This window comes from Streptomyces sp. C, from assembly GCF_000158895.1.
GTDB lineage: Bacteria > Actinomycetota > Actinomycetes > Streptomycetales > Streptomycetaceae > Streptomyces > Streptomyces racemochromogenes.
Genome location: NZ_GG657750.1, coordinates 4210531 through 4222707, shown reverse-complemented (window position 1 = coordinate 4222707; position 12177 = coordinate 4210531). Strand labels below are relative to the sequence as shown.

The following is a 12177-nucleotide window of genomic DNA, read 5'->3' as shown; positions in this document are numbered from 1 at the left end:
GGCGGAGGCACCAAGGACTGGAGCTCGGTTGTCATCTGGCCTGACCTGCTCTTTCGGTTGTTGTCAGTGGTCGGGGATAGGTTGTTGTGATGGCGACGACAGCGTTAGCGGGGGGTGCCGGGCATGCCCGATGGACCTTCCGCGTCCGCATGTCGTCCACCGCTCTCGCCGCCCTGATGGCGGAGTGGGACCGGTGCCGGTGGATCTGGAACGAGTCCTGCGCGAAGTCGAAACAGACGCACCTGTGGAACAAGGAACGGCCCGAGGGGACGAACAAGCGGACCTGTGGCCCGGCGCAGCTCGACAAGATGCTGACCGAGGCCCGTAAGACGAATGCCTGGCTGCGCGATGGGTCCTCGGTTCCGCAGCAGCAGGTGATCCGGGACTTCGGGAAGTCCCGGATCAAGGCGCAGAAGGACATCAAGGACCGGTTGCCGGAGCGGCAGCGGGCCGGGATGCCGAAGTGGAAGAAGAAGCGCGAAGCCCTGCCGTCCCTCAGCTACACCCAGCGCGGCTTCCGGCTGAAGGACGGAAGACTGCACCTGGCGGGCGGCATCGCCTTGACCGTGGTCTGGTCGCGGCACCTCCCGGCCAAACCGTCCAGCGTGCGGGTCTACCAGGACTCCATCGGGCATTGGTACTGCTCGTTCGTCGTTCCCGCCGAGGTCGAGCCGCTTCCGGAAACCGGCGCCGTGATCGGTGTCGACTGGGGCGTGAAGGAGATCGCGACCACCACCAGCGATGCCCACGACCTCCCGCACGCCGAGCACGGCAAGAAGGCCGCCGCCGGCCTCGCGCGGTATCAGCGGATGATGGCCCGCCGGAAACCGGCGAAGGGCAAGCCCGCCTCGAAGGGCTACCAGCGGGCGAAGCGGCAAGCTGCGAAGCTGCACAAGAAGGTGGCCCGGCAACGCCAGGACACCGGCCGCAAGTGGGCCAAGTCCGTGGTCCGCGACCATGATGCCCTGGCCGTTGAGGACTTCCGACCGAAGTTCCTCGCCAAGTCCACCATGGCCAAGAAGGCCGCCGACGCCGCGATCGGCGCCACCAAGACGGCCCTGATCGAGATGGGCCGCAAGCACGGCCGTGCCGTGCACCTGGTACACCCCGCGCACACCACGATGGACTGCGCCCAGTGCGGAGCGAGAACCAAGCACGCACTGCCTCTCTCGACACGAACGTATGCCTGCACCGCGTGCGGAGCCGTGTCCCCCAGGGACAAGAACTCCGCACGCGTCATGCTGGCCCGGGCTGGTCTCAACCCGGCTGGTGCTGATCGCGTAAGACCAGACGGGGCGCTGCCCCGCCTGGCAGCGTGAGCCAGAAATCCCCGCATCAGCCCTGGAGGGCGAGGAATCCCCTCCCTTCAGGGAGGGGAGGATTCAAAGTCGCTCCAGCTGTCGCTTGGCCAGGTCAATGACATCGCTCTCGGCGAACCGGCGGCCGCGCCTGTCGACGTAGAAGAGGTCGAGGACGATGTCGCCCCGGCGGACGAGGGCCCGGCCCTCGCGGATGGGAAGGTAGCCGGGCTTCTCGCGGATTTCCGATGCCACCCAGACGTGTCCGAGGTCTGCGGGGACGCCCGGGATCGCCACGCCGTCGTTGCCCGCGTACTCCTTGTTGTCCATGTAGGCGGACTGCGACTTCTGGTAGCCGTTAGCGCCGGAGAAGTCGCGGAACTGCACCAGCCGGACCTCGACCAGGACGTCGTCCGTCATCCAGAGGGTCGTCGCGGCACGCCTGAACCCGTCCTTGGCGAAGCTGCGCAGGGCGGCGTCCGACCTGTCGAAACGTGTCGCGAAGGAGTCGAGGGTGTCGTAGCCGCTCTCCTCGACCTTCGCCCCGGCCGGCGCCTCGATCAGCAGCTCCGTGAGGTCGCCGTCGGTCTTGTGCCAGCGGTTGGCGTTGATCGACTTGGCCGTCGTCGCGTCGTCCGGCGCCAGCGCCTTCGGCGTGTCCAGCTTCTGCTGCGCCAGCGGCGGCAGGGCCGTGGGCGGGCGCTGGTACTGGACGGCGTAGCCGGTGACGGTGCCGGCGACCGCGCCCAGGACGAGGGCGGCGGCGATCAGCAGCGTCGTACGGCCGCGCCCGCGACGGCGCGGGGCGCGGGTCGGAACGGTTACGTCCGGAATTGCCGGATCAACCGGCGGAATTTCCGGAGTACCCGATTCCTGGATTTCGTTTTCCAAGACGGGGTCCCCCACAGGACTGGAGCCGCGGGATCGTTCGTTCGCCCGCGCACATCCACGACACCCTGGGGCGGGGGGCCGTTGTACGCATCTTTATTACGCTTTTATATAGGCGGCTTTCAGTCTTCCCGATGCCGCTTTCCGTCCAGTTCGTCCCACCACTCGTCCGATTTCGGATCGCCCGAGGGGTCGTCCCACCAGCGGTCGTCCGGCCCCCGCCGGTTCGCCACCATCGCGGCGACCGGCGGAATGACCATGGCGACCACGCACAGCGCGACCGCCGCCTCGACCGAGAACAGGCGCACGAAGGACCAGGCGGAGACGAAGAGGAACAGGCATCCGCCCATGAGCCAGAAATAGGCGCGCCGGCGCCGCGCGTACATGTTTCCAGCCTAGGGCGGGCCCCCGTGAGCACAAGGGCGGACGGCGCGAAGGGCCGCACCCCGTTCCAGTGGCGTCCAACCCCCGGGGGTGCGGCCCTTCGGCCGGTTCAGCTGTCGGTCTGAAGCGTTCAGACCGCGATGGCGACGTCCGTCACGCCGCCGGCCTCGGCGACGACGACGGCACGGTCGGCCTGGGCCCCCGGGACGAGCGCCCGCAGGGTCCACGAGCCGGTGGCCGCGTAGAAGCGGAACTGGCCCGTCGCGGAGGTGGGGACCTCGGCGGTGAACTCGCCGGTCGAGTCCAGCAGGCGGACGTAGCCGCTGATGGGCTCGCCGTCCTTGGTCACCTGACCCTGGATCGCGGTCTCACCGGGCTTCAGCGTCGCGAGGTCGGGCCCGCCGATCTGTGCTCCACACATGTTCTCTGTCCTGTCCTAGAGAGGTTCTGCTGCTGCGGGGGCGCGGGGGCGGGCGTCGCGTGCCCGCCCCCGCCGCCGGGACTACTTGTTGGGGCCGAGCTCGATCGGCACGCCGACCAGCGAGCCGTACTCGGTCCAGGAGCCGTCGTAGTTCTTGACGTTCTCCTGGCCCAGGAGCTCGTGCAGCACGAACCACGTGAGCGCGGAGCGCTCGCCGATGCGGCAGTAGGCGATGGTGTCCTTCGCCAGGTCCACCTGCTCGGCCTCGTAGAGGGCGGTCAGCTCCTCGTCGGACTTGAAGGTGCCGTCGTCGTTGGCGTTCTTCGACCACGGGATGTTGCGGGCGCTCGGCACGTGGCCGGGACGCTGCGACTGCTCCTGCGGCAGGTGCGCCGGGGCGAGCAGCTTGCCGGAGAACTCGTCGGGCGAGCGGACGTCGACCAGGTTCAGGGAGCCGATCGCTGCCACGACGTCGTCGCGGAAGGCGCGGATGGAGGTGTCCTGGGCCTTGGCCTTGTACTCGGTGGCCGGGCGGTTCGGGACGTCCTTGCCGTCGACCAGGTCGCGGGAGTCGAGCTCCCACTTCTTGCGGCCGCCGTCGAGGAGCTTGACGTCCTGGTGGCCGTAGAGCTTGAAGTACCAGTAGGCGTAGGACGCGAACCAGTTGTTGTTGCCGCCGTAGAGGACGACGGTGTCGTCGTTGGAGATGCCCTTGGCGGAGAGGAGCTTCTCGAAGCCCTCCTGGTCCACGAAGTCGCGGCGCACCGGGTCCTGGAGGTCCTGCTTCCAGTCGATCCGGACGGCGTTGGTGATGTGGTTCTTGTCGTACGCGGACGTGTCCTCGTCCACCTCGACGATCACGACGTTGGCGTCGTTCAGGTGGGCTTCGACCCAGTCGGCGTCTACGAGGACGTCGCTGCGGCTCATGGTGTTCTCCTCCGGGGCAGTTGCGGCGGGGCTGTGCTGGGGCTGCTGCGAAGCGGGCTGTGCTGGTGCGTGCCGTTCCGGGTGCGGCTCTCGGACCCTGCGCGGGGAGGCGTCAGGGGGGCGGGAGGCTGGTGCGCGGCGGTGCGGTCACGCGGATGAAGGGCCGTCGGTCCGGCCGGTGGAGCGGAAGGCTCACACCTCACATGGAGCGACAGAGCATGGCGGCGACGCGACACAGGTCTACTGCCCGCCGCTTCGTGAGGTCCGCCTGCTGATGCTTCATAGCCATGGATCGTAGGGACGAACCGGCCGCCCTGTCACCGGCGTGTCATATGTCGAGACAGGATCGTCCGTATTCCGGGACGAGAAAGCCCCGGACGGCCTTCCGAAGGCCTTCCGGGGCTGGTCGCGCGGCCCGTCCTTCTGCGGATCGGACCGCTCCGTCTCACGATCCGGCCAGGGACACGTCCGAACCGCTCAGGGCGAGGTGCACACCGGACTCGTCCGAGGTCAGCGAGGCGAGCTTCAGCCCGGCCGGCAGGCCGTCGTCGATGCGCCGGTCGAAGTCGGTCCGCTTGCGCACCGCGCTCTCGATGCCCGGGATGCCCTCGCCCGGGACGGCGTCCGCGCGGACCCGGACGACCTTGGAACCGCCCGCGTCGACGAGGGCGACGGTGGACACCACGCTGCGGGTCATGGTCTTGCCGAGGAAGTCCAGGGTCGCGGTGACCTTCACCTTGTTCGGCGCCCCGCCGTAGGTGAGGACCACGCCGTTCTGCGAGGCCTTGGTGAGGTCCTCGTACGAGATCAGCGCGGAGCCCTCGGCCCGCTTGGCGGTACCGCCGTTGTAGCCCTCGTTCAGCTTCACCTCGTGGAACGAGGCCTTGAGCTCCGACAGCCGCGTCTTGCGGCCGTCGGCGGTGACGTCGACGCCGTCGAGCTTCAGGTCGACCTGCTCCAGGTCGCGGCTGAGCGCCTGCGTCAGGAAGGGGAAACCGTGGATCTCCACCTCGGCACTGCCCGCGAGGCCCTGGCGGGACCGGACCTGGTCGGCCAGCCGGTTCTCGGCATAGCCGACCGCCCAGCGGTCGACGCCCACGAACAGCCCTCCCAGCACCACGCCGATGATCACCACGACACGTATGAAACGCACGTGTCCCTCCCCCAACTAGTCGGTACGTACGTCCCAGTGGACCATGGTCGGCCGTGAGGGCGGTGTCAGCGGCGGGGCGGGACCCCCTGGCGGCCTCAGCCGACCACCCGGCCCATCAGGTAGACGACGGGGGCCGCGGCGGCCAGCGGCAGCGCGACACCGGCCGTCATGTGGACGAACTTCGACGGGTAGTCGTACGCGGCCACGCGCAGCCCGATCAGGGCGCACACCCCGGCCGCGAGGCCCACCAGCGCCCCGCCGGCGCCCAGCCCGGTCAGCCCGCCCACCGCGATGCCCGCACCGGCCGCGGCGGCCAGCGAGACGCCGACGGAGGCCGGGGTGGGCAGCGGCAGCGCCCGCGCGAACACCGCGACGGCGACGGCGACGGCACCGGTGGTCACCGGCTCCCAGTCCGCGGCGAGGAAACCCGCACAGACGATGGCCAGCGCGGCGGAGGCCACCGAGGCCATCAGCCCGTACATCCGCTCGTCCGGGTCCGCGTGGCTGCGCAGCTGGAGCACCAGCGTCAGCAGCACCCAGGCCCCGAGCGTGCCGATGATCGCTCCGGGGGCGTACGTGCCGTCCAGCGCGAGCACCGCGCCGTCGGCGACGAGGGCCCCGGCGAAGGCCAAGACGATGCCCTGGCGGGCCGGCCACATGCCGTTGAGGCGGAACCAGCCGGCCGCGGTGAGCCCCTGGAGGGCGATCAGCGGGACGAGCAGCGCCCACTGGCCGAACGCGGCGGCACCGGCCATCAGCAGGCCCAGCGCGGCGGTCAGTATCGCCGACTGCGGACCGGGGTCGATGATCGGCGACCGGCCCTCGGCGCGGGCCTGGGCCGGATCGACGGCGCGCAGGGTGTTGCCGCCGAGGGTCGGCGGCGAGTACTCGGCGGACGGACCGGGCACGGTGCCGGTGCCCTGCGCCTGCTGCGCCTGCGGCTCCGGCGGGACCGGGGGGAGGTACGCCGTCTGCGCGGCGGCGTCGGCGCCCCCGGCGGGCTCGCGCACCGGCGGCAGGTACGCCGTCTGCTCGGCGGCGGAGCCGGAGGCGCCCCACGCCGCGTCGGGCGCGGGCCCCTGGGCCTGCACCGGCGGCAGGTACGCGGTCTCGGCGGCGGCGGAAGCGGCCGCACCGCCCCCGGTGGCGTCCGGCCACGGCACGGCCGGAGCCTGCGGCTGCGGCGCCCGCGCCGGCTCGTCGCGGAACCAGCCGTCCGGCGCGGCGGACTGCGGCTGCACCGGCGGCAGGTACGCGGTCTGCTCCGCCGCCCCGGCGGACTCCCGCACGGGCGGCAGGTACGCCGTCTCGGCGGCGGCGGACTGCGGCTGCACCGGCGGCAGGTACGCCGTCTCGGCGGCAGCCGCGGAAGCGGCCGCACCGCCCCCGGTGGCGTCCGGCCACGGCACGGCCGGAGCCTGCGGCTGCGGCGCCCGCGCCGGCTCGTCGCGGAACCAGCCGTCGGGCACGGCGGACTGCTGCGGCTGCGGCTGCGGAGCCTGCTGCGCCGGCACGGGCGGCAGGTACGCCGTCTGCGCGGCCGCGTCGGCGGACCAGCCGCCGCCCTGCGCGGGAGCCGGCGGCTGCTGCGGCTGCTGCGGCTGCTCGTCGCGGAACCAGCCCTCGGGCGCCGCGGGCTGCTGCTGTGCCGGCACGGGCGGCAGGTACGCGGTCTCGGCGGCGGCCGCGGAGGGCACACCGCCCCCGGTGGCGTCCGGCCACGGCACCCCACCGCCGGTCTGCCCCCACTGCCCCTGCGGCCCCGGCGCCGGCGCCGGGGCGGCCGGCTGGCCGGGCACCGAGCCCAGCGGCGGCTGCACCGGCTGGTACCCGGTCTCCCAGGTGTCGGACTGCCAGGTCTGGGTGGCGTACGGGTCCTGCTCGGCGGCCTGCCGCTGCTGCCGCTGCTGCTCTTCGGGAGTGCTCATCGGTATCCGCTCACCCGCCCGCGAACGGCGGGAGCACCTCGACGGTGCCCCCCTCGGTCAGCAGGACGGCATCGTGCGGGCGCTTGCCCACGGGCTCGTCGTTCACGAGGAAGGAGCAGCGCTGCAGGACCCGGGTCAGTTCCCCCGGATGGCGGTCCCGCACGGCGTCGAGCGCCTCGGCCAGTGTGCGCGCCGAGTACGGCTCCTCCGCCGTCTCGGCAGCGGCTTTCGCCGCCGCCCAGTAGCGGATGGTTCCGGTTGCCACTGCAGCTCCTATCGCTCGGCCGACCGGGCGGTCCCGTGGTCGGCTCCGTCGGCTCTCTACCGTCGGCCTCCATGATGACCCCTCCGGCCCGTCACCCCGGCGTGCCTCAGCGCGCCGTCCGTGCGCCCGGAGGCCCCGCAGGACCGGTCGGCGGACCGCTCGATCCGGCGAAACCAGGGCATACGCAGGAGGAAGGCGTGGCGCGAACCACAGAATGCGGTGCACGGCAGCCCTCGGCCCCGAAAGGGCCGGTGGGCTATTCTGGCGGCGTAGAGGATCCGGGCAACGTAGCCCCCGGGTCCTTTTGTGCTTTCAGCACGTTGAACGGACCGAGAACAGTGGTATCCATCCGGACCCCAGGGCGCGGGGGCCGCGGCGGATGCCAGGCCAGGCGTACGAAGCAGTACAGCGCACGTCCTCGACGGGACCGAGGAGGAACCGACGTGATGGACCAGCGAAGCAAACAGGAGCACGGCCGCCCGAACCGGGCAGGTGGCCGGGCATGAGCTCTCTCCTCCTGTTGACCAATGCCCTTCAGCCGTCGACCGAGGTGCTGCCCGCACTCGGCCTGCTGCTGCACAACGTCCGGGTGGCCCCCGCCGAGGGACCGGCCCTGGTGGACACCCCCGGCGCCGACGTGATCCTCGTCGACGGCCGCCGCGACCTGCCGCAGGTGCGGTCGCTGTGCCAGCTGCTGCGGTCCACCGGACCCGGTTGCCCCCTGATCCTCGTCGTGACGGAAGGCGGCCTCGCCGCCGTCACCGCCGACTGGGGCATCGACGACGTGCTCCTCGACACCGCCGGCCCCGCCGAGGTCGAGGCACGGCTGCGGCTGGCCACCGGCCGCCAGCAGCTGGGCTCGGACGACTCCCCCATGGAGATCCGCAACGGCGACCTGTCGGTCGACGAGGCGACGTACAGCGCCAAGCTGAAGGGCCGGGTCCTCGACCTCACCTTCAAGGAGTTCGAGCTGCTGAAGTACCTCGCCCAGCACCCCGGCCGGGTCTTCACCCGCGCCCAGCTCCTCCAGGAGGTCTGGGGCTACGACTACTTCGGCGGCACCCGGACGGTCGACGTCCACGTACGGCGGCTGCGGGCCAAGCTCGGCCCCGAGCACGAGTCCCTGATCGGCACCGTGCGCAACGTCGGCTACCGCTTCGTCACCCCGGAGAAGGTGGAGCGCGCGGCCGCCGAAGCCGCCGCCAAGCAGGCCCCGGGAAAGACCGCGGCGCAGGCCGCGGACCGCACGAGCGGACCCGTAGCCCGTTCGGAGGAAGCTCCTGTGACCATCCAGTCGGCCAAACACCCTGCCCAGAGGTAGGTCACCCCGCGTAGACTTCCGCGCGTGGCCAAGGTGACGCGGGATGACGTAGCGCGACTTGCGGGTACTTCTACCGCCGTCGTGAGCTACGTCATCAACAACGGACCCCGGCCGGTCGCCCCGGCCACGCGCGAGCGTGTACTCGCCGCGATCAAGGAGCTGGGGTACCGGCCCGACCGCGTGGCCCAGGCCATGGCGTCACGCCGCACCGACCTCATAGGCATGATCGTCCCCGACGCCCGCCAGCCGTTCTTCGCGGAGATGGCGCACGCGGTCGAACAGGCCGCCGCCGAACGCGGGAAAATGGTCCTGGTCGGCAACTCCGACTACCGGGACGAGCGCGAGGTCCACTACCTGCGCGCCTTCCTCGGGATGCGGGTGTCGGGGCTGATCCTCGTCAGCCAGGGCATGAGCGAGCGCGCCGCCTCGGAGATCGACGCGTGGGACGCGCGGGTGGTGCTGCTGCACGAGCGTCCGGAGGCCATCGACGACGTCGCGGTCGTCACGGACGACATCGGCGGCGCGCAGCTCGCGACGCGGCACCTGCTGGAACACGGACACGAGTACGTCGCCTGCATCGGCGGCATCGAGAACACCCCGTCGGTCGGCGACCCGGTCGCCGACCACGTCGAGGGCTGGCGCCGGGCCATGCTGGAGGCCGGACGGTCCGTCGAGGGCCGGCTCATCGAGGCCCCCTACAACCGCTACGACGCGTACCGGGTCGCCCTGGAGGTCCTGGCCCGCCCGGACCGGCCGACGGCGATCTTCTGCGCGACGGACGACCAGGCCATCGGCGTGCTCCGCGCCGCGCGCGAGCTGCGCATCGACGTCCCCGAGCAGCTGGCGGTGGCCGGCTTCGACGACGTCAAGGAGGCGGCCCTGACGGACCCGCCGCTGACGACGATCGCCTCGGACCGCCCGGCGATGGCCCGCGCGGCGGTGGACCTCGTCCTGGACGACGCCCTCCGCGTGGCCGGCTCCCGCCGCGAACGCCTGAAGCAGTTCCCGTCGGCCCTGGTGATCCGCCGCAGCTGCGGCTGCCGGTAGGGGGCGGGGGCGCGGGCCCGCTATCTCCCCCTCGACCCCGTGGGGTGGGGCGGTGTTTGCCCACCCGCCCCCATGTCTGCGGGCCGGTGGGGTGGGGGGCGGGATCCCCTCGGACGGTCTCAGAGAAGGTTGGGGGCTTCCCGTCAGTCCCATCGTCCTTCCGGTTCGGGCCGGTCCGTCAAGGGCGCTCCTTCGTCGCGTCGCTACGCGATCGCCTTCGGCGACCCTTGACAGACCGACCCGCCCCGGAAAGCCGAAAGACTGCCGGGAAACCCCCAAAGAAACGGCACGGTCCAACGTTGGAGGAGCGGCTCCCTCAGCGATGAGACGGCGGAGCCGGGCGTCGGCCGGCCGGGCATCCGGGCCCTCAGCAGCCGAGATCCCGAGCCGAGGCCCGGCTACCCGCACGAGAGGTTGACCAGAGCCCCCTGGGAATCCGACGGGCGCGACAGATCGCTACGCGCTCCTCATTTCTCAGCGTCCGACGACCGCCCGTGGCTGATACCTGCACCCGAGGGCGAAATGAGCGGCCCAGGGAGCAGAGAGGCGCGCCAGATCGCTACGCGCTCCTCGGATCTCGGCGGCCGGCGGCCGTCTGGGGCTGGTACGCGCCCCAGAGGTTGATCACAGCGCTGCGGGAAGCCGACTCGCGCGACAAGATCGCTACGCGCTCCTCTCGGCCCGGCGGCCGGCGACCGCCTTGGGCTGATAGCCGCACCAGAGGACGAGGTCAGTCGAGCTGGGCGAGCATACCCACCAACGTTCGGCCTTCCCGGGCCCCTCTGCGCAGCAGGATGGCGCCCACCTTGTGCAGCTCGGCCCACGCGTGCGGGCGGCCGACCTCCGAGGCGTCGTGGATCACGCCCAGGGCCTCGGTCAGGGCGGCCTCGGCCTCTCCGGCGCCCGCGTATGCGTGGGCGAGGCAGGATCCGTACCAGGCCCGGTCCCGGCGGAATGACGGGGCGAAGCCGGCCAGCCCCGAGGTCAGGTTCCCGACCGCACCGTCCCAGTCCTTCAGGTGCAGGTCTGCCATGCCGCGCTGGGCCGCGAACCATGGCTCACCGTAGAAGTAGAGCCACGGAGGCGCGTCGACGGCACCGGCGATGATCCGCTGCGCCTCGTCCAGTCGGGAGTACGCCTCGTCGCGCTCACCCTCCAGCGCGTATCCCCGCCCCGCCATCTGCACCGCCATGGCCCGAGTGGCCTCGCTCGCCCCCGGAAGAGAAGCAGCAGCCTCACCCAGCCGCACACACCGGCGGCCACTGCCTCCCGACCACGCCAGGTGCGCCTTCATGCTCAGGGTGGTGGCCGCCAGGTCGCCGTAGCCGGCCTCCAATGCCCAGTCGTAGGACCGGTCGAACCACCCGAGTGCCACGGGGGCTTTGTCCTGGTCCTGCGCCATCCACGCCAGGAACTGGGCGTACTCGGCCAGCAACCTCACCACCCGGTCGGCCAGAGCCCCGCGAGCCTGTCCGTACAGCCCGGCCACTTCCCTGAACTGCGCCAGAACCAGCGGCGCAACGGTGCGCGACCCCACCGTGTCCTCGGCCCGCCGATGCGCGGCCAACAAGGCGTCCATCGCGTCGACAGAAGCGGCATCCAGTCGCATCCCGCCCTGTCTCACCGCGCCCAAGCGTTCGCCGTCGGCCTCCGACACCACTCCGGGCAGCACAAGCGAGGGAAGCGGCAGGTCCTCGTACCGGGCACCGAGCAGTTCCAGGGGCACGTCGAGCCCGTCGATGATGCGCTGCCGCACCTCGGCCGAGGTCACCGCGCGCCGACGGTTCTCGATGGCGGACACATCGGGTTGGGCCAAGCCCACGAGGGCACCGAGCTGGCTCTGGCTGCTCCGCGTCAGCTTCCGCCACGTCCCCAACAGGGCAGCCCAGTCCTCAGCGGCTGCGGCCGCCCGTAATTCGGGGTGCATCCACACATCCAACTCGGGCTCCATGCGGGAAATATAGGGCGGTCCTATAGGACGCGGCAGTGGTTCGGCCTGGGCGCCACCCGACATGGTGGGTCACGCCTGGGCGGCCGCCGGGTTCGAATGGGAGCGCTGCGAAGAGTTCCGCTCCACCACTCATTGACGAGGGCAGGGAGTAACCCGTGACCAGCCGCATCAAACACAGCTGCACGCGCGACGTACCCAGTACCGACGGTCCTGACGGCCCCTCGGGGAAGGCACCCTTCCTGATCGAGCCCAGCGCCGATCTGCTGGACCGGGCCCACAGCGGCTGGATGCGTTTCCTGAACAGCTTCTCAGAGGTGTCGGGTGAGTGAGCAGTACGAATACGTGCCCCACCGGCTCCTGCGCCGCCGCGTCCGCGACATTGCCTCCGGCGTCGAAGGCGAACTGATGGCTGTGATCAACGAGAACGTCTCCGACACCCTCACCGAGCACTGGACGGAACTCGCCTACATCCGAGATGCCTCCGGCCGTGAGTTCACCACTGCCGCCACCAACATCGAACCCGTAGACGATCAGCCCCAGACGGCCGCCGGCCGCCGAGCCGAGAGGAGCGCGTAGCGATCTGTCGCGCCTGTC

Annotated in this window: 13 protein-coding genes; 5 read left to right on the top strand and 8 right to left on the bottom strand. The window is 71.3% G+C overall.

Going from position 1 to position 12177, the window contains the following annotated elements; translation table 11 throughout:
• Positions 1–89 precede the first annotated feature (89 nt).
• Positions 90–1319, top strand: a complete 1230-nt coding sequence (locus SSNG_RS18930; protein ID WP_007265479.1) for an RNA-guided endonuclease TnpB family protein — start codon at positions 90–92, stop codon at positions 1317–1319.
• 63 nt (positions 1320–1382) lie between these two features.
• Here SSNG_RS18930 and SSNG_RS18925 read toward each other — a convergent pair whose 3' ends face one another.
• The 7 genes from SSNG_RS18925 to SSNG_RS18895 form a co-directional block, all read right to left on the bottom strand.
• On the bottom strand, positions 1383–2189 hold the full coding sequence (locus SSNG_RS18925) for a hypothetical protein (RefSeq protein ID WP_007265478.1): 807 nt from the start codon (positions 2187–2189) through the stop codon (positions 1383–1385).
• A gap of 119 nt (positions 2190–2308) precedes the next feature.
• A complete protein-coding gene (locus SSNG_RS18920; RefSeq protein WP_007265477.1) occupies positions 2309–2572 on the bottom strand; it encodes a DUF3099 domain-containing protein in 264 nt (87 codons plus the stop codon).
• Between the two features lie 128 nt (positions 2573–2700).
• Entirely contained in the window at positions 2701–2991 is a 291-nt protein-coding gene (locus SSNG_RS18915) for a DUF1416 domain-containing protein (protein ID WP_007265476.1), read from the bottom strand.
• Between the two features lie 81 nt (positions 2992–3072).
• On the bottom strand, positions 3073–3918 hold the full coding sequence (locus SSNG_RS18910) for a sulfurtransferase (protein WP_007265475.1): 846 nt from the start codon (positions 3916–3918) through the stop codon (positions 3073–3075).
• 445 nt (positions 3919–4363) lie between these two features.
• A complete protein-coding gene (locus SSNG_RS18905) occupies positions 4364–5071 on the bottom strand; it encodes a DUF2993 domain-containing protein (RefSeq protein ID WP_007265474.1) in 708 nt (235 codons plus the stop codon).
• Positions 5072–5166: 95 nt separating this feature from the next.
• Positions 5167–6405, bottom strand: a complete 1239-nt coding sequence (locus tag SSNG_RS39950; RefSeq protein WP_347232502.1) for a hypothetical protein — start codon at positions 6403–6405, stop codon at positions 5167–5169.
• Between the two features lie 604 nt (positions 6406–7009).
• Positions 7010–7264 (bottom strand): MoaD/ThiS family protein, encoded by a 255-nt coding sequence (locus SSNG_RS18895; protein ID WP_007265472.1) that lies wholly within the window; start codon positions 7262–7264, stop codon positions 7010–7012.
• A gap of 502 nt (positions 7265–7766) precedes the next feature.
• On the opposite strand from SSNG_RS18895, the gene SSNG_RS18890 reads away from it, so the two are divergent.
• Together SSNG_RS18890 and SSNG_RS18885 are read left to right on the top strand one after the other, a co-directional pair.
• Positions 7767–8585, top strand: a complete 819-nt coding sequence (locus SSNG_RS18890; RefSeq protein WP_007265471.1) for a response regulator transcription factor — start codon at positions 7767–7769, stop codon at positions 8583–8585.
• Positions 8586–8609: 24 nt separating this feature from the next.
• Positions 8610–9632 carry a LacI family DNA-binding transcriptional regulator gene (locus SSNG_RS18885; protein WP_007265470.1) on the top strand — a complete coding sequence of 341 codons (1023 nt, stop codon included), beginning with the start codon at positions 8610–8612 and terminating at the stop codon, positions 9630–9632.
• Between the two features lie 730 nt (positions 9633–10362).
• On the opposite strand, the gene SSNG_RS18880 is transcribed toward SSNG_RS18885, so the two are convergent.
• Positions 10363–11583, bottom strand: a complete 1221-nt coding sequence (locus tag SSNG_RS18880) for a helix-turn-helix domain-containing protein (RefSeq protein WP_007265469.1) — start codon at positions 11581–11583, stop codon at positions 10363–10365.
• Between the two features lie 155 nt (positions 11584–11738).
• Between SSNG_RS18880 and SSNG_RS42190 the strand changes: the two genes are divergently transcribed.
• Positions 11739–11912 (top strand): hypothetical protein, encoded by a 174-nt coding sequence (locus SSNG_RS42190; protein ID WP_165365007.1) that lies wholly within the window; start codon positions 11739–11741, stop codon positions 11910–11912.
• Positions 11905–12159, top strand: coding sequence for a hypothetical protein (locus SSNG_RS18875; RefSeq protein ID WP_007265468.1), 255 nt, complete (start codon positions 11905–11907; stop codon positions 12157–12159). The genes SSNG_RS42190 and SSNG_RS18875 overlap by 8 nt, the downstream gene beginning before the upstream one ends.
• Positions 12160–12177 lie beyond the last annotated feature (18 nt).

Bases quoted from the DNA above. Each gene is read 5' to 3' on its own strand.
- SSNG_RS18910 (WP_007265475.1), bottom strand. From the start codon at position 3,918: ATGAGCCGCAGCGACGTCCTCGTAGACGCCGACTGGGTCGAAGCCCAC.
- SSNG_RS18930 (WP_007265479.1), top strand. From the start codon at position 90: ATGGCGACGACAGCGTTAGCGGGGGGTGCCGGGCATGCCCGATGGACC.
- SSNG_RS18920 (WP_007265477.1), bottom strand. From the start codon at position 2,572: ATGTACGCGCGGCGCCGGCGCGCCTATTTCTGGCTCATGGGCGGATGC.
- SSNG_RS18880 (WP_007265469.1), bottom strand. From the start codon at position 11,583: ATGGAGCCCGAGTTGGATGTGTGGATGCACCCCGAATTACGGGCGGCC.
- SSNG_RS18915 (WP_007265476.1), bottom strand. From the start codon at position 2,991: ATGTGTGGAGCACAGATCGGCGGGCCCGACCTCGCGACGCTGAAGCCC.
- SSNG_RS18890 (WP_007265471.1), top strand. From the start codon at position 7,767: ATGAGCTCTCTCCTCCTGTTGACCAATGCCCTTCAGCCGTCGACCGAG.